General features: G+C 31.8%; 18 protein-coding genes and 1 riboswitch. Of the genes, 14 read left to right on the top strand and 4 right to left on the bottom strand.

What is annotated here, in order from left to right:
* Positions 1 to 34: 34 nt before the first annotated feature.
* Positions 35 to 955, bottom strand: a complete 921-nt coding sequence (locus BQ4446_RS00400; protein ID WP_071025556.1) for a hypothetical protein — start codon at positions 953 to 955, stop codon at positions 35 to 37.
* Between the two features lie 106 nt (positions 956 to 1061).
* Positions 1062 to 1156: riboswitch (SAM riboswitch) on the top strand.
* Between the two features lie 43 nt (positions 1157 to 1199).
* On the opposite strand from BQ4446_RS00400, the gene metK reads away from it, so the two are divergent.
* From metK to BQ4446_RS00365, 7 genes are all read left to right on the top strand, one after another.
* On the top strand, positions 1200 to 2378 hold the full coding sequence (gene metK / locus BQ4446_RS00395) for a methionine adenosyltransferase (protein WP_071025553.1): 1179 nt from the start codon (positions 1200 to 1202) through the stop codon (positions 2376 to 2378).
* Between the two features lie 7 nt (positions 2379 to 2385).
* Entirely contained in the window at positions 2386 to 3093 is a 708-nt protein-coding gene (locus BQ4446_RS00390) for a CPBP family glutamic-type intramembrane protease (protein ID WP_071025550.1), read from the top strand.
* Between the two features lie 525 nt (positions 3094 to 3618).
* On the top strand, positions 3619 to 4998 hold the full coding sequence (gene pepV, locus BQ4446_RS00385; RefSeq protein WP_071025547.1) for a dipeptidase PepV: 1380 nt from the start codon (positions 3619 to 3621) through the stop codon (positions 4996 to 4998).
* Positions 4999 to 5013: 15 nt separating this feature from the next.
* Positions 5014 to 6111 (top strand): dipeptide epimerase, encoded by a 1098-nt coding sequence (locus BQ4446_RS00380; protein WP_071025543.1) that lies wholly within the window; start codon positions 5014 to 5016, stop codon positions 6109 to 6111.
* A gap of 15 nt (positions 6112 to 6126) precedes the next feature.
* Positions 6127 to 7305: a DUF819 family protein gene (locus tag BQ4446_RS00375; RefSeq protein WP_071025540.1), complete on the top strand. Its 1179-nt coding sequence runs from the start codon at positions 6127 to 6129 to the stop codon at positions 7303 to 7305.
* Between the two features lie 46 nt (positions 7306 to 7351).
* Complete coding sequence (locus tag BQ4446_RS00370) at positions 7352 to 8152, top strand: serine hydrolase (RefSeq protein ID WP_071025537.1); 801 nt, start codon at positions 7352 to 7354, stop codon at positions 8150 to 8152.
* Positions 8142 to 8450 carry a DUF3870 domain-containing protein gene (locus BQ4446_RS00365; RefSeq protein WP_071025534.1) on the top strand — a complete coding sequence of 103 codons (309 nt, stop codon included), beginning with the start codon at positions 8142 to 8144 and terminating at the stop codon, positions 8448 to 8450. The genes BQ4446_RS00370 and BQ4446_RS00365 overlap by 11 nt, the downstream gene beginning before the upstream one ends.
* A gap of 351 nt (positions 8451 to 8801) precedes the next feature.
* Here BQ4446_RS00365 and BQ4446_RS00360 read toward each other — a convergent pair whose 3' ends face one another.
* Both BQ4446_RS00360 and BQ4446_RS00355 read right to left on the bottom strand, forming a co-directional pair.
* A complete protein-coding gene (locus BQ4446_RS00360) occupies positions 8802 to 10067 on the bottom strand; it encodes a Glu/Leu/Phe/Val family dehydrogenase (protein WP_071025530.1) in 1266 nt (421 codons plus the stop codon).
* Positions 10068 to 10377: 310 nt separating this feature from the next.
* Positions 10378 to 11700 carry a hemolysin family protein gene (locus BQ4446_RS00355; protein ID WP_071025528.1) on the bottom strand — a complete coding sequence of 441 codons (1323 nt, stop codon included), beginning with the start codon at positions 11698 to 11700 and terminating at the stop codon, positions 10378 to 10380.
* A 152-nt stretch (positions 11701 to 11852) separates the two neighbouring features.
* Between BQ4446_RS00355 and BQ4446_RS00350 the strand changes: the two genes are divergently transcribed.
* The 7 genes from BQ4446_RS00350 (at position 11853) to BQ4446_RS00320 (ending at position 21553) form a co-directional block, all read left to right on the top strand.
* Complete coding sequence (locus BQ4446_RS00350) at positions 11853 to 12446, top strand: DUF4230 domain-containing protein (protein ID WP_071025525.1); 594 nt, start codon at positions 11853 to 11855, stop codon at positions 12444 to 12446.
* 270 nt (positions 12447 to 12716) lie between these two features.
* The gene (locus BQ4446_RS00345) at positions 12717 to 13643 is read left to right on the top strand and encodes a J domain-containing protein (RefSeq protein WP_071025522.1); all 927 of its coding nucleotides are present in this window, start codon (positions 12717 to 12719) and stop codon (positions 13641 to 13643) included.
* A 15-nt stretch (positions 13644 to 13658) separates the two neighbouring features.
* Complete coding sequence (gene clpB / locus BQ4446_RS00340; RefSeq protein WP_071025519.1) at positions 13659 to 16235, top strand: ATP-dependent chaperone ClpB; 2577 nt, start codon at positions 13659 to 13661, stop codon at positions 16233 to 16235.
* 157 nt (positions 16236 to 16392) lie between these two features.
* Entirely contained in the window at positions 16393 to 17703 is a 1311-nt protein-coding gene (locus BQ4446_RS00335; RefSeq protein ID WP_071025516.1) for an NCS2 family permease, read from the top strand.
* 88 nt (positions 17704 to 17791) lie between these two features.
* Complete coding sequence (locus tag BQ4446_RS00330; RefSeq protein WP_071025513.1) at positions 17792 to 18703, top strand: histidine racemase CntK family protein; 912 nt, start codon at positions 17792 to 17794, stop codon at positions 18701 to 18703.
* A 74-nt stretch (positions 18704 to 18777) separates the two neighbouring features.
* The gene (gene recD2 / locus BQ4446_RS00325; RefSeq protein ID WP_071025510.1) at positions 18778 to 20964 is read left to right on the top strand and encodes an SF1B family DNA helicase RecD2; all 2187 of its coding nucleotides are present in this window, start codon (positions 18778 to 18780) and stop codon (positions 20962 to 20964) included.
* Positions 20945 to 21553 (top strand): ComF family protein, encoded by a 609-nt coding sequence (locus BQ4446_RS00320; protein WP_071025507.1) that lies wholly within the window; start codon positions 20945 to 20947, stop codon positions 21551 to 21553. Before recD2 ends, BQ4446_RS00320 begins: the two co-directional genes overlap by 20 nt.
* Here BQ4446_RS00320 and BQ4446_RS00315 read toward each other — a convergent pair.
* A complete protein-coding gene (locus BQ4446_RS00315) occupies positions 21543 to 22415 on the bottom strand; it encodes a YihY/virulence factor BrkB family protein (protein ID WP_071025505.1) in 873 nt (290 codons plus the stop codon). The two genes, BQ4446_RS00320 and BQ4446_RS00315, sit on opposite strands and share 11 nt — an antisense overlap.
* Positions 22416 to 22476 lie beyond the last annotated feature (61 nt).

The raw sequence follows: 22476 nt of genomic DNA, 5'->3' as shown, positions 1-22476 counted from the left end.
CCTCCTTAGTTCTTTATACCCAAAATTATAACAATTAATTGTAAGAAATAGTTGATAATTTTCTGAAATTTTGCGGAATTTCTTCGCCAACATAGTGACCTAAATATATGGTGAAGGATTTTTTCTTGTCAAAGGATTTTTGTACAAGGATTTTTTCAAGGTCAATTTCTCCCTCATAGGGAAAAAATTCTCTTTTGCCATCCTGATCAATTTGAATTATGGGCTTATAATTTATTGAGCCTTGATATTTTTTCATTACAGGCTTAACAATTACAAGGTTTGAATCTTCAATATATTCTTGACTGGCAGTTAGCTGACCTTGGTCTTGAGTCCCTACAATTATATTTTCAATATTATCAAAAAAGTCATTTATTTTAACTTTAGATTTTTCCTTTAAGGTCATTTTTGAACCAGTAGTTTTTATGCGAGTTGAAAGATCTGTAATTTTTATTTTTTCTTGATTATTTACAAGGGGCAGGGGTGGTAGTTTTTCAGATTTAATAATTACATCTCCCTTTTCCTTGTCAAAGTCAACATAAAATCCAATAACTCTTCCCAAATCTCTTAATTTAAAATAATTAAAATCATCAATATTATAGGCATCAAACTGAACTTCCTCGCCATCAACAAAAACTCTTTGGGAGCTTTTTTTGGGATTGGAGTCAGAATTTTCTAGGGCATTTAAATCATTTTCACCTTTTTTGTAGGTGCCATCCCTTGAAATTTCAATGGCATTTTTTGTACTGTTATAATTTATTGAAAAGCTAGCCTCTCCCTCTGAAAGCAGAGCAGCTATATCACGAAGTTTAAAATAATTTGAGTTATTAATAATATAACCCTTAGTTGGTATTTCTTTTCCGTCTAAAATTATTGCTTGGCTACTAACATTTACTTTTGCAAAAACAGGCATTGTTAAAGTCAAAGCAAGCCCTAAAGATAATAATAATTTTTTCATATCTACCTCCTAAAAAAAATTATACTATAGAAAAAAACTTGAGTAAAGTTTTAAATAGATTTTCTAATCTATTGACGAATAACTATATAAGTGATAATATTAATTCACCTTATTAAGAGTGGTGGAGTGAATGGGCACTTTGAAACCCGGCAACCTTTTTGGTGCTAAGTCCCACAGAATTTTTATTCTGAAAGATGAGGTTTGTTGCCTCTCTTGTAAGAGGTTTTTTTTATAGGAGGAATAAATGAAAAAATGGATTTTTACTTCAGAATCTGTAACTGAAGGCCATCCAGATAAAGTTTGTGACCAAATTTCAGATGCAATTGTTGATGAAATTTTAAAAGATGATAAAAATGCAAGAGTGGCAGTAGAAACTTTGGCTACAACTGGATTAATCTTAATCACTGGAGAAATTACAACGGAAACTTATGTAGATTTTACTAAGATTGCAAGAGGAGTTTTAGACGATATTGGATATAATAGGGCAAAATATGGGTTTGATTCATCAACTTGTGCTGTTTTAAGTGCAGTTAAAGATCAATCGCCAGACATTGCCATGGGTGTAAATAGATTTGAAGAAAAAAATAAGGATGAATTTGACAGTCTTGGAGCTGGAGACCAGGGCATGGTTTTTGGATATGCCTGCAAGGAAACGGAAGAATATATGCCGCTTCCAATTTATCTTGCCCATAAATTGTCAAAAAGATTAACAGAAGTTAGAAAAAATGGCACTCTTGAATATTTAAGACCTGACGGTAAAAGCCAAGTTAGTGTGGAATATGATGATGGAAAAGTAACAAGAATAGAAAATATTGTAATTTCATCACAACATTCACCAGATGTTGATATAGAAAAATTAAGAGAAGATATAAAAAGAGAAGTAATTGAAAAGATCATTGACAAAGATTTAATAGATGAAAATACATCAATTTTTATTAATCCAACAGGAAGATTTGTTATTGGCGGCCCAATGGGCGATGCTGGATTAACTGGCAGAAAAATAATTGTGGATACCTATGGCGGTTATGCAAGACATGGCGGTGGAGCTTTTTCAGGAAAAGATCCAACAAAAGTTGATAGATCTGCAGCCTATTATGCAAGATATATTGCAAAAAATTTAGTTGCAGCAGGAGTTGCAGATAGAATTGAAATTGGTCTTGCCTATGCAATTGGTGTTGCAAAACCAACATCAATTTATATAGATTCTTTTGGCACAGGAAAAATTTCAGACAATGAAATTGAAAAACTCCTTTTAAAACATTTTGACCCAAGACCAGCAGCCATAATCAAAAATTTAGATTTAATAAAACCGATTTATAGACAGACATCAGCATATGGCCACTTTGGAAGAAATGACCTAGACCTTTCATGGGAAAGGCTTGATAAAGTAAGTGAAATTAAAAAGACCCTAGGAGAAAATTAATAACAATATGAAAAGGACTTATCCAAAAATTGAGGCATCACATTTCAGGTGGTTACTTGGAATATTTTTAGCCTACTTTTCCCTAATCCTAACCTATATAGTAGCATGGATTTTTAAAATAGATTCATTAATTTTAGGAGCAGTAATTTTAAGTGCCTTTACACTTTTATCTGCTCTTGTAATTGACAAAAATATTTTAAAAAAACTTTTTATATTTCCAAATTTCAGGGATATAAAAATGTTAGTTATAGGAGTATTCTGTTCCTTTTTATTTGTCTTTTTAGCATCTTTTGCAACGCAGATTTTAAAAATTAAGGGAGATGTAAATCCTATTTTTGATATCCTGCCAAATTTAAAAATTTTTGATTTAATATTGTCATCTGCTATTCAGTTTATTGGAGAGGAAATATTATTTGTCCTACCATTTTTATATGTAATAAATAAAATGGGGAAAATCCCAATGGCCTTAAGAGTATTTTTAGCAGTAATTATTTCATCACTACTTTTTGGAGCCCTACACCTTCCCACCTATAACTTTAATATAGGTCAAAGCCTAATTATTATTGGTCTTGTGAGGACGGGGATTACAATTTCTTATTTGCTCACAAAAAATTTATCTATTTCCTATTTGACCCATGGAATATATGACTGGACTTTAATTTATGTGGCTGTAAAATTTCATTTGCTAGAATTTATTATGGCAATATTTTTATAATTAAAGATAAGAAAAAGGGAAATTGTAAAAAATAATTTAAATAAAAATTAAAATTTAATTTAAAATGAAGAAAACGGCTGCGGCCGTTTTTTTATTTGTAAAAAGAAAAAAACCGAGAAATTTCTCGGCATAAAAGGAGATTAATTAAAATGTTTTAAATAATCTAATAGTATGTTATCATAATAAAATGGTAAAAGCAAGAATTTTTTATTATTTGTTAAAAAATTTTTAAAAAGCTGTAAACTTTCATGTATTTTCCATAAAATAATAAAGGCCAACATTTTACTAACATATAGTAAATTATTAGCCAATTATATTGACAAAATGTGTATTTTGTTATATTATTTAACCATAATTTATGGATATACTGTTTCATTTTGCGTGAGCTATTCCCTAGTTCAATAAACAATTTGATGCCCAGTGAAATCTGCAAGAATTTTTGTGATTTTGTTGGGTTTTTTTTTACCACAAAAACGAAATTTAAATTTAATATTTGGAAATTTTTCCAAAGAAGGAGGAGGTAGTATGGATTTAAAAGCCTATGTAGAATTACAAAAGGAAGAGATGCTTAAAACTTTGCAAGAAGTTGTACGCATTAATAGTGTAAGAGGAGAGGCAACTGAAAAGGCCCCCTTTGGTGAAGGCCCACTCAAGTGTTTAAATTTTGTTTTAGATAAGGCTGAGTCATTAGGTTTTAAAACAAAAAACGTGGACAATTATATGGGTTGGTGTGAATATGGTGAAGGCGATGAAATGATTGCAATAATGGGCCATTTAGACGTTGTTCCAGAAGGCGCAGGCTGGGATAGAGATCCCTTTAGCGGCGATGTTGAAAATGGAAATATTTACGGCAGAGGAACTATGGATGATAAGGGACCGACAGTTTCTTGCCTCTATGCCTTAAAAGCCATTAAAGAATCAGGTCTTCCACTGAAAAGAAGAATAAGGATTTTATTTGGCACCAATGAAGAAACTGGTTCTGATGATATGAGATATTATCGTGAAAATGGTGGCGAAATTCCTTTCTGCGGATTTACTCCTGATGGCGAATATCCAGTAATCAATGGAGAAAAGGGCATAATCAATGCAGCTTTTAGAAAAAATATTTCTCAAAAGGGAGATCTGATTTTAAAATCTCTTGAAGGGGGGACTGCCTATAATGTTGTGCCTGCCTATGCAAAAGCAGTTTTTGAATGTAAGGAAAGTCTTACAGATGAAATTTTAAAAGCTTTCAAGGAAGATGAATTTATTAAAATTTCAAAAGATAGTGGCGGTTTTTCAGTAGAAGCTAAGGGACTTGAAGCCCACGCATCAACACCTGAAAAGGGCGACAATGCCATTGGCAGACTTTTCATAAGTCTTAAAAATCTTCCTCTTGATGAAGATTTAAAAGATTCCTTTAAATTTTTAGCTGAAAAAATTGGTACAGAAACAAAAGGTGAGTCACTTGGAATAAATTTACATGATGATGTTTCAGGATATCTATCTTTAAATATGGGTGTTGCAAGTGGAGATGAAAATTATATTGAAGTTAAATTAAATTATCGCTATCCCGTAACCCTATCTTATGAAGACTGTGCACCAAAACTTGAAAGTCAGTTTGCAGACCACGGCTTTGAAAAAACAGAAGAAAAACATAAAAATTCTCTTTTTGTTGATGAAAATACTGATTTTGTTCAAAAACTTTTAAAAATTTATCATGAAGAAACAGGTTTTAAGCCCGAAGCAAAATCTATTGGAGGAGGAACTTATGCTAAGGCTCTTCCAAATATTGTTGCCTTTGGGCCAATTTTCCCAGGGGATGAAATAAGAGAGCATTTGCCAAATGAATATTGGGAAATTGATAAAATATTCTTGAATATGGAAATTTATGCTAGGGCAATGTATGAACTAGCAAATAGTTAAGGAGAGGTGAGTAAAATGAAAATTACAGAAATTCGTTTGGGAAAGATTTCTGTACCCTTAAGAGTGCCTTTTAAGACAGCTCTAAGGAGCGTAAACAGTGTAGAAGATATTATTTGTGAAATTCACACAGATACAGGTGAAATAGGTTATGGTGAAGCTCCTCCAACAGGAGCCGTTACAGGAGAAACAACGGGATCAATCATTGGGGCCTTTAAAGATCATATTATAAAAACTATGGTCGGAAGAGATGTTGATGATCTTGAAAATTTGCTTAAAGACTTAAATAGCTGCATAGTTAAAAATACATCAGCAAAGGCAGCTTGTGATATGGCTCTTTATGACTTATATGGAAAGCTTTATAAGATTCCTGTCTATAAAATGCTTGGCGGCTCAAGAAATAAAATAATTACAGATATTACCATTTCTGTAAATCCACCAGAAGAAATGGCAAGGGATGCTATAAACGCAGTGGAAAGAGGCTATGACACCTTGAAGGTTAAAGTAGGAATTGATCCAAGTCTTGACGTTGCAAGATTAATTGCAATAAGAAAGGCTGTTGGTAGTGATGTTAGAATTCGTATTGATGCAAATCAGGCTTGGAAACCAAAAGAAGCCGTTAAACTTTTAAATCAAATGCAAGAAAGACTTCTTGACATTGAACTTGTTGAACAGCCAGTTATTGCCCACGACTTAGAAGGCCTAAAATATGTAACAGACCATTCTGACGTTCCAGTTCTTGCAGATGAAAGTGTATTTTCAGCAGAAGATGCTATGAAAATTTTGCAAATGAAGGCAGCAGATTTAGTTAATATAAAACTTATGAAATGCGGCGGAATTTACAATGCACTAAAAATTGCATCTATGGCAGAACTTTCAGGGGTTGAATGTATGATTGGCTGTATGCTAGAAGCAAAAATTTCTGTTAATGCTGCAGTTCATCTTGCCTGTGCAAAGCAAATAATAACAAAAGTTGATTTAGACGGTCCTGTTCTTTGCCTTGAAGATCCAATTCTTGGCGGAGCAAAATTTAATGAAAAAGAAATTACAGTTTCAAATGATCCAGGTCTTGGAATTCATGGCCTAGAAAAAATACAATATTTAGATTTAAAATAAGAAAGGAAGATGAAAATGGTTATTAACAATGGATTTACTTATATTGCCTTTTTAATGTTCATTGCTGGCGGATTTTTAGCCCTTGAAAAATATGCAAAGTGGAAAATATTTAATATAGTTCCGCCTCTTGTATTTATTTATGTAGTGAATATGGTTTTTTGTACAATGGGTTTTTACAATTCAGAAGCCTGTTCAGGAGCCTACTCAGCCCTTAAAAATAATTTGCTTTATGCTATGATTTTTGTAATGCTACTTCGTTGCGATTTCCGCAAACTTGCAAAACTTGGCGGTCGTATGGTAGCAATATTTTTAGGATGTTCCTTAACTTTATTTATAGGTTTTCTTATAGGCTATCCTATTTTTAAATCTTTCTTAGGACAAGATACCTGGGCAGCAGTTGCAGCTCTATATGCTTCTTGGGTTGGTGGTTCTGCAAATATGGCTGCAATGCAAGCAGCACTTCCTGTTGATGCAGGTGCATATTCATGTGCCCTTGCCCTTGATACAGTTTGCTATTCATTATGGATTGCCCTTTTACTTTTAGCTGTAAGATTTGAAGGAAAATGGAACAAGGCAACAAAAGCTGACACTTCAAAATTACAAGCAGTTGCAGATGCAGCAGCAGCAGAAGTTGCAAAGGGACAAGTAAAGGCAACAGCATCAGACTGGATCTTTTTAATTGGACTATCACTTGTGGTTTCAGCCATTTCACAATGGGTTGGAGCAAGCCTTTCAGAAACTTTTACAAATATGGGTCTTGCAATGTTTGACAAGGGAACAATTACAACACTTTTTGTAACAATTTTAGGCCTAATTTGTGCCCTATCACCCCTTGGAAAACTTCCTGCAGTTGAAGAACTTTCAAATGTTTATCTATATGCCGTTGTTTCACTTTTAGCATCAACAGCATCAGTAGTAGATTTACTTGTAGCACCAATGTGGGTAGTATATGGATTATTTATTTTAGTTTTACACGTAGTTTTAATGTTTGGACTTTCAAAAATATTTCATTGGGATCTTTGCATGGTTTCAACAGCATCCCTTGCAAATATTGGAGGTTCAGCATCAGCACCGATTGTTGCATCAGCCTATGACGCATCATATGCAGGCATTGGAGTTTTAATGGGAGTTTTAGGAGCAGCAGTTGGAAACTTCTTTGGAATAGGAATAGGACAAATTTTAAGACTAATGTAAATGATTGGCAAATATTTCAAAAATAATTTAAAATTTTAAGGTAGAGATGAAAAATTTAATTGAATTAAAAGCAAAAATTGAAAATTATATAGAAGAAAATAAGGGAAATATTTGTCTTTCTTATTATGATTTAGATAAGGGAGAAGGCCTTTCCATTAAAGGAGAAGAGAAAGTGCCATCAGCTTCAATGATTAAGCTACTAATAATGGCAACACTTTTAAAAGAAGTAAGGGAAGGAAAAATCTCCCTCGAGGAAAAAATAAAAATTTCTAAAGATGAATATTGTGGGGGATCCGGCATACTAAAAGAGCTGGATCCAGGCCATATACTAACTATAAAAGAACTTATGACCCTAATGATTATAGTCTCAGATAATTTAGCAACAAATATTTTAATAAAACTTTTGGGCATGAAAAAAATAAATGAAATGGGGTTAGAATTAGGGCTAAAAAACACATTTTTAGGAAGAAAAATGATGGATGGAGAGGCAAAGTCCTTAGGAAAAGACAACTTTACCAGTGCTGACGACATAAAAAATATATTAAAGCTTGTTTATAAAAAAGAGCTTGTAGATGAAAAAAGCAGCGACTTAATGCTAGAACTACTTCTAAGCCAACATGAGCGGGAAAGACTTCAAAGATTTTTAGGGGAGGAAGTTAAAATTGCAAATAAAAGTGGTGACCTCGACTTTTTAGAAAATGATGGGGGAATCTTCTTTTTGGAACACAAGACCTATATACTTGTGATTTTAGTTAGCAAGGCAAGCTCAAATTATGAAGCCAAGGAAATAATTGGCAAAATTTCAAAATTTATATATGAGGAAATGGAGAAAGCAAATGGAAAATAAGACAATATATATTACTGGCGAAGCTAGAACAACACTCGACAATGCAATTACAAAAATTTATGGTTCTTTTTATCTGGCCTTTGTTATAGATAGTGAAACAGGTGAAATATTAAAGGCAGATTGCAACACAACATTAGAACTTACAAGAGAATTTTTAAAAGAACTATTTATAGGAAAGATTATTGATAAGGACGAGGAGGCAATAATAGAAGAAATATCTAGTAGATATTTTGCATCTTCATCAAGAGCAATAGTTGTTGCATATAGAGATGCACTGCAAAGGTTCAAAAAAAGATAATTATACTTAAAAAATAATAAAATACTTATAGGAAATTTGATTTTAAATAAGACTGGTTCAAAGGATTTCTTTCATTGATGGCTGATTAAAGATCAGCCTTTTTTATAGAAATATAAAGCAATAAATAATATAATGTAGAAATTTAGATAAGTGGGATATCTAATTTTGGTGTGTTTTATTAATGGAAATAACTTATAAATGGGAGTGGGGAAGTAGAGTTACTCCAAAAAGTTGGGCCAGAGAGATAAGCGTAATTTATGTTTATCTCTTTTTTATATTAAGAATTAAGTATTGCAAAATATAAAAAAAAGAAGTGCCTAAGCACTTCTTTTATAATCTAGAGATTTGGAATTAATACCATCCTCTTAATTTCATAGCTTTAGCTACTGATTGAATAGCATACATATAAACAGCTTCTCTTGGAGTTGCTTTGTATTCATCAGCAACGCCAAATACACCGTTAATAGCTTTCATCATGTCAGCTTCTTGTTTTTCTTCAACTTCTTTTTCAGTCCAATAATATCCGTATTGGTTTTGAACCCATTCATAGTAAGAAACAAGAACTCCACCTGAGTTAGTTAAAATGTCTGGTACTAGTGGAATATTAACTTCAGCAAGTCCCTTATCTCCTTCTGGAGTAGTTGGGCCATTAGCAGCTTCACAAACTAATTTAACATTAAGTTTTTTAGCAACATCATAAGTGATTACATTTTCAAGAGCTGCTGGTACTAAAATGTCATATTTTCCTGTCCAGAAATCTTCATCAGAAATTTCTTTTGCTCCTGGGAAGCCAACTAAAGTGTGGTGTTCATTTTTGTAAGCTAGAAGATCTTCAAAGCTTAATCCATTTTCATTGTAAAGAGCATAATTTCCTTTTGATTTATCCCATTCAGCTAATGCAACAACTTTTGCACCTTGTCTAATGATGTTTTTAACTGTAAAGCTTCCTACATTACCAAAACCTTGAACAGCGATGTTAGCACCTTTCATTTCAATGCCATATCTCTTAGCAGATTCTCTAACTACGATAGAAACACCAAAGCCAGTTGCTTCGTTTCTTCCTTCAGATCCACCAAAATCTACTGGTTTACCAGTAATACATCCAAGATCCATCTTGTCGCCATTTAGCTTAATGTATTCGTCCATCATCCAAGACATAATTTGTCCGTTTGTGTTAACGTCTGGTGCTGGAATATCAATTCTATCTCCAAGATATTTATAAAGTCCTCTAATATATCCTCTTGAAAGTTGTTCAAGTTCTTTTTCAGATAATTCAGAAGGATCAACACAGATTCCGCCTTTTCCTCCGCCGTATGGAAGGCCAAGTGCTCCACCTTTGAAAGTCATCCAAAGAGAAAGAGCTTTAACTTCATCAACGTTTACATTTGGATGGAAACGAACGCCGCCCTTAGCAGGACCAACTGCTGATGAGTGAGCTGATCTCCAACCTTTGAAAGTCTTAAGAGTTCCATCGTCCATTTTTACTGGAATTGTAATTTCGATTACTCTTTGAGGTTCTTTTAATAATTCATAAACTGCTGGATCTTCGCCTAGTTTTTCACAAGCGTTTTTTACTTTAGCTTGTGCTGATACTAATGGGTTTAAAATATCTGTCATTTTTTATACACTCTCCTTTTCTATGTATTGTATTACCAATTCATACAATTTGATTATAGCACAGAGATTTTTTCATTTCAAGCCAGCCTACTAATTTTACTATTATTAATAATTTAAAAAAATATTTTTGCTTTTTAATAATTCTTAATTGGTTTATTTTAATAAATCGTAAAAGGAAATTCTGAATATTTTTTTATTTTAAGATTATATATTTAAGATTTTGAAAAAAATTTACTTAAAAATTTGCTATCCTAAAAAAATTTTTTTTAAGAACTTTATAAAAAAAATAGGGATAAAATCCCTATAATCCCTATAAATTATCTTTATCAATAATTTTTAAATCGGCCTTTAAAATTCTCTTATCCTTAATGGAAAGTACTGTTAAAACTACTCCACAAGTTTTTATTTGCAATTTTTCTTTTTCATTTTCCTCTGGAATGTATCCAAGTTTTTCGATTATAAGACCTGAAACTGTTTCGTGATTTTCAGAGAAAAGTTTTGTATTAAGCTCTACATTTAAATCGTCAATTGCCATAGATCCGTCAATCATATATTCATTTGGGCCTATGCTTTCAATTTTTGATGTGTCCTTGTCATATTCATCTTCAATTTCGCCTACAATTTCTTCAACAATATCTTCAACGGTGACCATTCCTGAAAATCCGCCGTATTCGTCAATTAAAATTGCCACATAATTTTTTGTTGATTGTAGCTCCTTTAAAAGCCTATCAATTTTTTTAGTTTCAGGTACAAAGTAAGGATTTTTTAAGCACTTATCAAGATCTATTTCATTATAATTATTTTTTGCATATTCAGTAAAAAGGTCCTTAATATAGATTGTGCCTATAATATTATCAGTATTTTCTCTATAGACGGGCATTCTTGAAAAGCCCGTTGCTAAAATTTCAGGAATAGTGTCTTTAGTAAATTCATCATAATCAACCATAAATATTGATGTCCTGGGGGTCATAATTTCGTAGGCCATTTTGTCATCAAAATCCATAATATTTACAATCATTTCTTCGCCAGAAAGATTTATAACTCCTTGCTCCTTTGAAACTTTAATATAGGATTTTAATTCTTCTTCTGAAATTTTTTCTTCCACATCTTCTGAATACTTGCCCAAGATTTTTAGGACAATGATTGTGGAAAGGGATAATAATTTTACAAAGGGGGCAAAAATTGCAGAAACAATTTTTAAAGTTGTGACAGATCTTAAGGCAACTTTTTCAGAATTTTGTAGGGCAATTCTTTTGGGGACAAGCTCTCCAAAAACAAGAGAGATATAGGATAAAAGCATGGTGACTAAAATTATTGAAATAGTATTACCATAGGGAATCCCAGTCCTCATAAAATAAGAACCCAAAACTTTTGAAATTGATGTTGCAGCAGATGCTGATGAGAAAAATCCTGCCAAAGTTATGGCGACTTGAATTGTTGATAAAAATCTAGTGGAATCTGATGAAATTTCAAGTAAGGATTTGGCTTTTTGACTTCCGTCATCTGCCATTTCCTTGATTTTATTTTTATTTGCCGAAACCATTGCCATTTCTGCAGATGCAAAAAAGGCATTTACTCCAGTTAAAAAAGCGATTAAAATTAGCTTTGCCCATAAGGCGACGCCATCGTCCATTCATATTCCTCCAATTAAATATTAGGACTATTATACCAGTAAATTTCTTAATATTCTATATCTTTATAAATAATAATAGTTTTAAGAATTTTATGGGTATAAAATATTTGTAATGTTTCAGAATATATGAAAAAATTGAAAGGGAGGAAGAATTGAAAAAAATAAAAAATTTTATAAGCCTTACAATAATTGGCCTGCTTTTAGTTGGAGTTTCTTTTTTCCTTGGCATGAATAAAATGAAAAGTGATTTGCAGCCAGAAATCAGCTCATCACTTATTTCTAATAAAATTTTAAGTGCTAAGGAATTAATTACAATAAAATATCAATATACAAATATGGGACAGTTTGAAAATCAGTCTTATTTTTATGGGTGGAAGGTTCCATTTACTAGAAAAAGATTTATTGTAACCTATGACGGAACCATTAACGCAGGGGTGGATCTTGAAAATTTAGACATTAAAATTGATGGAAAAAATATTAATATTAAAGTTCCAAAATCTAAAATCTTGGCCCACGAAATTGATGAAAAATCTATAAAAGTTTTTGATGAAGAGAATTCTATTTTTAATCCCATAAAAATTGATGACTACAAGGATTTTTCCAAGGATCAAAAGGAAAAAATGGAAAAAGATGCAATTAAAAAGGGCCTTTTAAAAGAAGCTGATGAAAAGACAAAGGCGACAATTGAAGACCTTTTAAATACTTATGAGCTATTGAAAGATTTTAAAATAACTGTTACTAACTAATTTTTAAAATAAAAAAATTGATAGCAACAAATAATTAAAAACAAATGAAATGAAGCCTTAAAATAATTAATAATTATTTAAAAGCTGTAGACAAATAAATTAAATAAAAAATTATAACCCTCTAATTTTTTTGGAGGGTAATTTTTTGCCTATAAAATTAATTTAAAAATAATAAATAAATTTATCAAAGCTGTTGTATAAAGGTAAAAATTATTGTATAATATAAACGTCAAAGATAGTCAAACTATTTTTGGGCGGAGGTGAATTACTTTGGAGTACAAAGATTATTATAAAATTTTAGGTGTTGATAAAAATGCCGATGAAAAAACCATAAAAAATGCCTATAGAAAATTAGCAAAAAAATACCATCCTGATTTAAATCAAGGTGATAACAAAAGCCAAGAAAAATTTAAGGAAGTTAATGAAGCCTATGAGGTTTTATCAGATAAGGATAAGAAGGCAAAATATGATGCCTTTGGTTCTAATTATGACTTTTCAGGAGGCTATAATTTTGATCCTTCAGCCTATGGATATTCATACACAACAAGTGGCGGCTCATCTGAAGATTTTTCAGATTTCTTTGACATGATTTTTGGAAGCTCTGCAAGAAGAGGAAGAAAAAAATCAGGCGGATCTTACGGCTTTAACTTTGACAATATTTTTTCTCAAAATTCAGGTGGCTTTTCTTCAAAAAGTCAGCCAAAGGCAAAGTATGAATCCGAACTTACAATTTCTATTAATGAAGCCTATAGGGGAACGACAAAAAATGTTTCTCTTTCCATAAATAATAGTGTAAAGGATATGGAAGTTAAAATTCCAAAGGGCATAACAAGAGGTAAGAAAATAAAAATTAAGGGTGAAAGATATGGCCTTGATGGCGATATTTTATTTAGGATAAATATTAAAGATGAGAAGTTTTTAAAACTTGATAGTATAGATTTATATAAAATTGTAGAAATTTATCCATGGCAAGAAGCTCTTGGTGAGGAAAAAACTGTTGAAACTTTTGAAGGAAAAGTTAAGGTAAAAATTCCTAAGAGTAGAGTTTACGGACAAAAACTTAGGATTCCCAATAAGGGATTTAAGGATATGAAAGGAAATATAGGGGATATGTTTATTGAATTTGCCATTGTTAATCCCAAAAATTTATCCAAGGAACAAATTGAATTATATAAGAAATTAAAGGAAATTTCTTAAGTTAGGAGGGATATTATGAATTTTGAAAAATTTACACAAAAATCTCTTGAAGCTGTACAAAATGCAACAAATATTGCTAGAGAATATGGAAATCCTGTTTTAAAGGAAGTGCATTTAAATTATGCTCTTACAAATGACAAGGATGGACTTATTCCTAGGGTTTTAACTTATATGGAAAAAGATCCGGAGTTACTTTCTGCTGATCTTTTAAGAATTATTGAAAGGCTCCCAAGGCAAAGTGGGGGAAATTTATCTGCTGACGAATCTTATAGAGATGTTTTAACTATGGCAGAAAAATACATGACAAATCTTGGTGATGATTATTTATCTGTTGAGCATCTTTATTTGGCTCTTTTATCTTTAAAGGCTAGTGATTCATCTTTTGTTTTTAATAAATATAAAATAGATAAGGACAATTTTTTAAATGCTCTTAAAAAAATTAGGGGCAACCAAAGGGTAACTTCTGACAATCCAGAAGACACTTACGATGTCTTAAAAAAATATGGAAGAGATTTGACAAAGGAAGCAAAAGACGGAAAAATTGATCCAGTTATTGGAAGAGATGAGGAAGTTAGAAATGTAATAAGAATTTTGTCAAGAAGGACAAAAAATAATCCAGTTTTAATTGGCCCACCTGGAGTTGGTAAAACTGCAATTGTTGAAGGCCTTGCCCAAAGAATTGTTAATGAAGATGTGCCGGAAGGCTTAAGGGGAAAAACGGTTTTTTCTCTTGATATGGGGGCTCTTGTTGCAGGTGCAAAATATAGGGGAGAATTTGAAGAAAGATTAAAGGCAGTTTTGGGAGAAGTTGAAAAATCTGAAGGCACAATAATTTTATTTATTGATGAAATTCATAACATTGTTGGTGCGGGCAAAACTGACGGAGCAATGGATGCTTCAAATTTATTAAAACCTATGCTTGCAAGAGGCGAACTCCACGCAATTGGTGCAACAACTTTAGATGAATACAGAAAATATATTGAAAAAGACCCAGCCCTTGAAAGAAGATTTCAAAAGGTTTTGGTTAATGAACCTACAGTTGAAGACACAATTGCAATTTTAAGGGGTTTAAAAAGTAAATATGAAATTTTCCATGGTATAAGGATTTCGGATTCTGCCGTAATTGCAGCTGCAACTTTATCAAATAGATATATTACAGATAGGTTCTTGCCAGATAAGGCCATAGATTTAATGGACGAAGCCTGTGCAATGTTAAGAACGGAAATTGACTCTATGCCAATAGAAATTGACGAAGTGAGAAGAAAAATTTTGCAGCTTGAAATTGAAAGGGAAGCTCTCAAAAAAGAAAGTGATGACGCATCCTTAAAAAGATTGGAAAATTTGGAAAGGGAACTTTCTGAAGAAAAGGCAAAATTTGATACTCTTAAATCAAAATGGGAAGGCGAAAAAAAACAGCTTGACAAGATAAAAGAAGTTAAAGAAAAAATAGATTCTGTTAATCATGAAATAGAAGAAGCTGAAAGGTCTTATAATCTTGAAAAACTTTCAGAATTAAGATATGGAAGTCTGCCAAAATTAAAGGAAGAATTAAAGGATTTAGAAGGTAAGAAAAAAGAAGACACTATGGTGAAAGAAGAAGTTACAGATGATGAGATTGCCTATGTTGTTTCAAGGTGGACGGGAATTCCTGTTGAAAAATTAAATGAAAGTCAAAGGGACAAACTTCTTGACCTTGAAAATATTCTTCACAAAAGAGTTATTGGTCAAGACGAAGCGGTAAAAGTAGTTGCTGAGGCAGTGCTGCGTGCAAGAGCAGGTTTAAAGGCAAAAAATAGACCTATTGGATCTTTTATTTTCCTAGGCCCAACAGGTGTAGGAAAAACAGAAACTGCCAAAGCCTTAACTGAAGCCTTATTTGATGATGAAAAAAATATAATAAGAATTGATATGTCAGAATATATGGAAAAATTTTCAGTTTCAAGACTTGTTGGTTCTCCACCGGGATATGTTGGCTATGAAGAAGGCGGACAGCTAACAGAAGCTGTTAGAAGAAAACCCTATAGCGTAATATTATTTGATGAAATTGAAAAAGCCCATCCCGATGTATTTAATATTCTTCTTCAAGTGTTAGATGACGGAAGGTTAACAGATAATCAAGGAAGGACAGTTGATTTTAAAAATACAGTAATAATTATGACTTCAAATATAGGTTCCCACTTTTTAATTGACGGCATGAAAGAAAATGGAGAAATTTCTGAAGATGCGAGAGAAAAAGTTAATGAATCTTTAAGAGAGGCCTTTAGGCCAGAATTTTTAAATAGACTTGATGAAATAGTTTTATTTAAGCCACTTGTAAAAGAACAAATTTATAGAATAATTAAGGCGACTGTCAAGGATATTGAAAACAAACTTGCTGACAGGGAAATAAAAATTGAAATTACAGATGAAGCTTTAGACTTTATATTAAATTCCTCCTTTGATATAAATTATGGAGCAAGACCAGTAAAAAGATTTATTTCTCAAACAGTGGAAACAAAACTTTCCCTTCTTTTAATTAAGGGAGAAGTAACTGAAGGCAGAACCGTTGCTATTGATAGTGACGGAAAAGAAATAAGCTTAAAAGTTAAATAATAAATATAAATTAATTCTCGGGAATATCCTGGGAATTTTTTTATATCATTTATAAGCAATAAATGGAAAATTTTTAAAAGATTATTCTTTCATTAATTAACTTTTTATAATATTTATGATAAGATAATCTATATTATTTTTAGGAGGTATTAAAGAAATGAATTCAGATTTCTTGGAAAGAACATTTTCTTTAAAGGAAAGAGGAACCACTCCCAAAACTGAATTTATGGCAGGGCTAACAACATTTATGACTATGTCTTATATTCTAGTTGTAAATCCAATTATGCTTGCCAAAACAGGAATGGATCAAGGTGGGGTTTTTACTGCAACAATTGTTGCTTCCGTAATTGCCATGTTGTTTATGGGATTTTTTGCAAACTTACCTTTTGCACTTTCTGCAGGAATGGGTCTTAACGCATTTTTTACATTTTCCGTTGTTATAGGAATGAGCCATGAATGGTCATATGCATTAACAGCCGTATTTTTAGAAGGTATTATTTTCATTTTATTATCAGTTATTAAGGTTCGTGAAGCGATCTTCAAAGCCATACCAATGACACTAAAAAATGCTGTTTCAGTAGGTATTGGCCTTTTTATTGCAATGATTGGAGTTACGGGATCAGGTCTTGTTGTTGCCAATGAATCAACATATTTAGCCCTTGGGAACATTGCTTCAAAAGAAGTTTTTGTTACTTTAATTTCCCTACTTGTTATGGGAATCTTGTCAGCAAAAAAAGTTAAGGGCGCACTTTTATATGGAATTTTATTTGGAACTGTTGCTGCACTAATTTTAGGAGTTACTAGCCTTCCAGCTGGCGGTATTTTATCTCTTCCTCCATCACTTTCAAAAGTTGCCTTTAAACTTAAATGGGATAATATTTTTACTTTTGAAATGTTTTCTGTAATGTTTACATTTTTATTTGTAGATATTTTTGATACAGTAGGAACAATTACAGGTGTTGCTACAAAGGCAAATTTACTTGATGAAAATGGAGACCTCCCGGGAGTTGGCAAAGCTCTTTTATCTGATGCCATAGGAACAGTTTTAGGAGCACTTTTAGGAACATCAACAATCACAACTTTTGTTGAAAGTGCTAGCGGTGTTAGTGACGGAGGAAGAACTGGACTTACTTCTTTATCAACCGGATTTTTCTTCCTACTTTCATTATTTTTATTCCCTCTATTTTCCATTGTTCCAGGTCAAGCAACTTCAGCTGCCCTAATAATGGTTGGCTTATTTATGATGAGCCCCATTAAAAATATTGATTTAGATGACTTTACAGAATCTGTTCCTGCCTTTTTGACAATTATTATGATGCCCTTTGCCTATTCAATTGCAGAAGGTATTTCAATGGGTATGATTTCTTATGTATTAATTAAACTTCTTACAGGCAAAAGAAAAGATGTTTCTGTAGTTATGTATATTTTGGCAATAATATTTGTAATTAGATATTTAAGAATGATTTAATATAAATATTGTTATAAAAAAAATTATTGGGTAAGTATATAAAAAGGCTAGGAACTAGCCATTTATTATATAAGAAAAAAGGTGTTTTATGAAAAAAAGTTTTAATTATTTTAGAGCAAATCCTGGCGGAAATATTACAGGCTTTGTTGTATGGCCTGTCTATCCAGGATATAGAAAAGCTTATTCAGATTTAATAAAAGAACAAATTGATTCTAGCGTTGAGCAAGTGGGATTTATTTCTCCTGCTTATGAAGGAGCCCCACTTAGGCTTGATATGATGGGTGGAGAATTTTGTGCCAATGCAACTAGAGCTTATGGACTTTATTCTGCAAGTTTTTATGATGTCGAAGGTCCCTGCGACATTGAAGTATATGTTTCAGGGAAAAAAGATGTTGTAGATGTAATTGCAGATGTAGAGAAATCAACGGCTTATGTTGCTATGGATAATCCTATAAATACTTATGACATTGAAATTGAAGGAAAATCCTATAAGACCTTTGAATTTGATGGCATCACTCATTTGATTTCTGAAGAAAAAGAAGATAAAAATTTTGTAGACAAGGCTCTTAAAATTTTAAAGGAAAAAATCAAGGCTGATGCCTATGGAGTTATTTTCTTTAATAAAGATGATTTTTCATATATTCCCTATGTTTATGTAGTAAAAACTGAAAGTCTTGTTAGGGAATCTTCTTGCGGTTCAGGAGTAGTTAGTCTAGCAAATTATATTAATGACAAAATTCCTGAAGAATGTAATATTGTTTTCAAGGGGCCTAATGGAGAACTTGAAGTTATTACAGACACATTTGACGGCGTTAATAAATATTTAGTTGGAGGACCTGTTGAAATGACAAGTCCAAAAAAAGTTTCAATTGATATTCCCCAAGAGATTGTAAAAGAAGTTACAGATGCTCATAATAGGGAAGTTGAAAAGAGAAGAATTAAAGAAGCCGAAGAAAAGATGAAGGAAGAAAAAAAATCTGAAGAAGACGAAGAAGATTAAAATTCAAATGAAGAAGGCGAAGGCCTTCTTTTTTTCTTGTCTAAAAATTGTTACAATACTTGTGAGGGGATAAAATGTTAGAACTTGAAGGTATTATTGAAAAGATAATTTTTAGAAATGATGAAAATGGCTATACTGTTGCAAAATTTTTTACGGAAGAAGAATCCATAACCATTGTAGGAAATTCTTTTGAAATTTCTGAGGATGCCTCCTATAAAATTTTGGGAGATTTTACCTACCACAAAAAATTTGGTCAGCAGTTTGCCTTTACCTCCATAAAAAGGGAAGACCCCAAGGGGAAAAAACAAATAATTAAATATCTTTCAAATGGAATGATTCCCTATATTGGAGAGAAGATGGCTGAAAAAATTGTAGATGCCTTTGGAGATGACACCCTTGATATTTTGGAAAAAAATCCCCAAAGACTTCTTGAAATTGAAGGCATTGGCAGAAAAAAATTTGGAAAAATTGCTAGAGCCCTAGAAAAAAATATGTCCTTAAGAAAAATTCTCCTTTATTTTTCGAATTTTAATATTTCTACAAATATGGCCCTAAAGATTTATAAGGTCTATGAAGAAGATTCTATTAATATTATTAAGGAAAATCCCTATGACCTAATCGAAAATGTTAAGGGTCTATCCTTTAAAAAGGCAGATGAAATTGCCCAGACTCTTGGAATGTCAAAAAAATCTGAAATGAGAAAAATTGCGGGAGTAAAATATATTCTTCAAAGGGCAAATTTAGAGGGGCACACTTTTTTGCCCCTAGATATTCTAGTTGCATCTGCCAATAAGATTTTAGATATTTCAATTGATGATTTAAGGGATTTAATCGTGAATTTATCCTTTCAAAAAAATTTTTATGTAGAAAAAATTGATGATGACTTTAACTGCTATTATGCTCCCTTTTTAAGGGCAGAAAATTTTGTAGCAGGAAGGCTTAATGAATTAAATATAGATTTTAAAGAAAATATTGATTTAGATGAAAAAATTTTAGAAATTGAAGATGAAAGAAAAATAAAACTTGCACCATCTCAAAGGGATGCTGTGAAAAAATCTCTCGATCATGGGGTATTTTTAATTACTGGAGGGCCAGGTACTGGAAAGACAACGACTTTAAAGGTTTTACTTGATGTTTTTGAATCTATGGATAAAAAAATAAAACTTGCTGCCCCAACAGGAAGGGCTGCAAAGAAAATGAAGGAATCCACAGGCAGAGATGCCCAAACCCTTCACAAACTTTTAGAAATTAATTTTAAGGATGATGAAAATATTTCTTTTGACCCAGTGGATTTAGACTGTGATCTTTTAATCGTTGATGAAATGAGTATGGTTGATATTATGCTTATGGAAGAGATGCTAAGGAGCATAAAGCAAGGCATGAGGCTTATTCTTGTGGGCGACCCTGACCAGCTCCCGTCAGTTGGAGCAGGAAATGTTTTAAGGGATATTATTGACTCAAATCTTTTTGCAAGAGTAAATTTATCAGAAATTTTTAGGCAGGAAGAGGAATCTTTAATCATAAAAAACGCCCACTTAATTAATGAGGGTAGGGAGCCAATTTTAAATAAAAAAGATTTCTTTATGATTTTTGAAGACGGGGAAAATAAGGCAGTAGAAATTATTAAGGACCTTGTAGCAAAAAGGCTTCCTGATTTTTATGGGATCGAATCATCAGATATTGAAGTTTTAACTCCCATGAAAAAGGGTCCCGTTGGAACTGAAAATTTAAATAAAATTTTAAGGGATCTTTTAAATAAAAGTTCGGAAAAATTAGAAGTTTTTGGAAAGACCTTTGCTTTAAATGACAGAGTAATGCAAATTAAAAACAATTATGAACTTGAGGGAGTTTTGGAAAATGATTTTTACAGAGAGGCTTCAAAGGGAGTTTTTAATGGCGATATGGGAAGAGTTTCGGAAATTGACAGGGAAGAAAAATCTTTAAGCGTAACTTTTGATGGGCAAAGAGTTGTTAAATATATGGCAGAGGATTTAGATGAATTAAAACTTTCCTATGCCATGACCATTCACAAGTCCCAAGGGTCAGAATTTCCAGTTGTTATAATTCCAGTTTTTTGGGCACCGCCCATGCTTCTTACAAGGAATTTAATATATACTGCCATAACAAGGGCAGAAAAACTTGTAGTTGTAGTTGGAAAATACGAATATTTATTGCAGATGATAAAAAATAACAAGACAAGAAAAAGATATTCAAATTTGAAATTTAAATTGAGAGATGTCCATGAAAAAACTAATGAATAGATGTCCTATTTGCGGAAAAAGTCTTGAAAAATTTAAAATTTGCAGGGACTGCTTAGAGGGTCTTAAATTAAACCCTCCTGCAAATTATAAAAATCCCTATATAAAAGACATTTTTATTGCCTTTGAATATTCGGGCATTGGTAAAGAATTAATTAGAAGATATAAATTTAAGGGAGAATCTTATTTAGTCTATGTAATTGGAGATTTAATGATTAAGAGAATTTTATCCTTTGAAGGACTTAAGGATTTTTCATATATAACATATGTCCCGATGACAAAAAAGAAAATGGCCCAAAGAGGTTTTAATCAGTCCCTAGAGCTTGCCAAATACATTGGAAAAAATTTGGACCTTGAATTTATTTCTTCCTTTAAAAAAATTAAGGAGACAAAGGAGCAAGTCGGCCTAAGCGGAAGCGCAAGAAAAGTAAATTTAAAAAATTCTTTTGCCTTAGATAAATTTTCAAAGAATATTATTATTGTCGATGATGTAATCACAACTTCATCAACAATTTCTGAACTGGCAAAACTTGCCTATGATGAAGGCATAAAAGTTTGCGGACTTATTGGAGCAGGAGAATCTATGTATTAGTTCTCCTTTTTTTATTTTCAAAAATCAGGACATTAATTTCATTTCCTATAAGGCTTATCATGGAAATTAAGTACAGCCAAATTAAAAATACAATTATTCCTCCAAGAGATCCATAGGTTATGGAATATTTAGAGGAATTATTTACATAAAAGGCGAAGAGGTAGGTTGCAAGGATTATAGAAATACATGAAAAAATTGCTCCCCAAAAAACTGATTTAAATTTAATAAGTCCCTTTTGGTCAGGGCTTGGGGCAAATCTATAGAGTAAGATAAAGGATAAAAATAAATAAAAAACAGAAAGTAAATTATTGGCAAGAATCCAAAGCCTATACATGGGCAAAAATTCAAGTCCAAAATAGGAAGACAGCCTAAAAAATATTATCTTTCCAAAAACCTGACTTGTAATTAAAAGGATAACCATCAAAATTGAGGCTATGGTAAAGACAACCCCCAAAAGTCTTGTTATTAAAAAGTTACGATTTTCCTTAAAACCGTAGGATGAATTTATTATAGTAATTAATTTATTTAAGGCAGATGATGCAGAATAAAGGCCTAATAAAAAGGAAATGGAAAATAGGGAGGCAGATGAAGTCATATTAAGTTCCAAGAAAAAATTATTTATTATTTCTTTAATTTCTAGGGGGAAGGAATCCATTAATTCCAAAATATTTTTTACATTTATAATATCAAGAAAATTTATGGCATTAATCAGGGCTATAAAAAAGGGGAAAATTGAAAGGACGAAAAAATAAGTTAGACCTGCAGAATATGTTGCTAGATCTTTTGCTGAAATTCTCATTATTAAATTTTTAATAAATACTGTATATTTATTTTTGCCTACAAGTTCTTTTATTTTTTCCATTTTTCCCCCTTAAATTTTATTTCCTTTATTTGTATATTAAATTAGGACTATGAAGTTTCAT

This window comes from Peptoniphilus raoultii (assembly GCF_900099555.1).
In the GTDB taxonomy this organism is placed as follows: Bacteria; Bacillota; Clostridia; order Tissierellales; family Peptoniphilaceae; genus Peptoniphilus_A; species Peptoniphilus_A raoultii.
This window is presented reverse-complemented; position numbering and strand designations above follow the sequence as displayed.

Bases quoted from the DNA above. Each gene is read 5' to 3' on its own strand.
- BQ4446_RS00400 (WP_071025556.1), bottom strand. From the start codon at position 955: ATGAAAAAATTATTATTATCTTTAGGGCTTGCTTTGACTTTAACAATG.
- metK (WP_071025553.1), top strand. From the start codon at position 1,200: ATGAAAAAATGGATTTTTACTTCAGAATCTGTAACTGAAGGCCATCCA.
- BQ4446_RS00390 (WP_071025550.1), top strand. From the start codon at position 2,386: ATGAAAAGGACTTATCCAAAAATTGAGGCATCACATTTCAGGTGGTTA.
- pepV (WP_071025547.1), top strand. From the start codon at position 3,619: ATGGATTTAAAAGCCTATGTAGAATTACAAAAGGAAGAGATGCTTAAA.
- BQ4446_RS00380 (WP_071025543.1), top strand. From the start codon at position 5,014: ATGAAAATTACAGAAATTCGTTTGGGAAAGATTTCTGTACCCTTAAGA.
- BQ4446_RS00375 (WP_071025540.1), top strand. From the start codon at position 6,127: ATGGTTATTAACAATGGATTTACTTATATTGCCTTTTTAATGTTCATT.
- BQ4446_RS00370 (WP_071025537.1), top strand. From the start codon at position 7,352: ATGAAAAATTTAATTGAATTAAAAGCAAAAATTGAAAATTATATAGAA.
- BQ4446_RS00365 (WP_071025534.1), top strand. From the start codon at position 8,142: ATGGAAAATAAGACAATATATATTACTGGCGAAGCTAGAACAACACTC.
- BQ4446_RS00360 (WP_071025530.1), bottom strand. From the start codon at position 10,067: ATGACAGATATTTTAAACCCATTAGTATCAGCACAAGCTAAAGTAAAA.
- BQ4446_RS00355 (WP_071025528.1), bottom strand. From the start codon at position 11,700: ATGGACGATGGCGTCGCCTTATGGGCAAAGCTAATTTTAATCGCTTTT.
- clpB (WP_071025519.1), top strand. From the start codon at position 13,659: ATGAATTTTGAAAAATTTACACAAAAATCTCTTGAAGCTGTACAAAAT.
- BQ4446_RS00335 (WP_071025516.1), top strand. From the start codon at position 16,393: ATGAATTCAGATTTCTTGGAAAGAACATTTTCTTTAAAGGAAAGAGGA.
- BQ4446_RS00330 (WP_071025513.1), top strand. From the start codon at position 17,792: ATGAAAAAAAGTTTTAATTATTTTAGAGCAAATCCTGGCGGAAATATT.
- recD2 (WP_071025510.1), top strand. From the start codon at position 18,778: ATGTTAGAACTTGAAGGTATTATTGAAAAGATAATTTTTAGAAATGAT.
- BQ4446_RS00320 (WP_071025507.1), top strand. From the start codon at position 20,945: ATGAAAAAACTAATGAATAGATGTCCTATTTGCGGAAAAAGTCTTGAA.
- BQ4446_RS00315 (WP_071025505.1), bottom strand. From the start codon at position 22,415: ATGGAAAAAATAAAAGAACTTGTAGGCAAAAATAAATATACAGTATTT.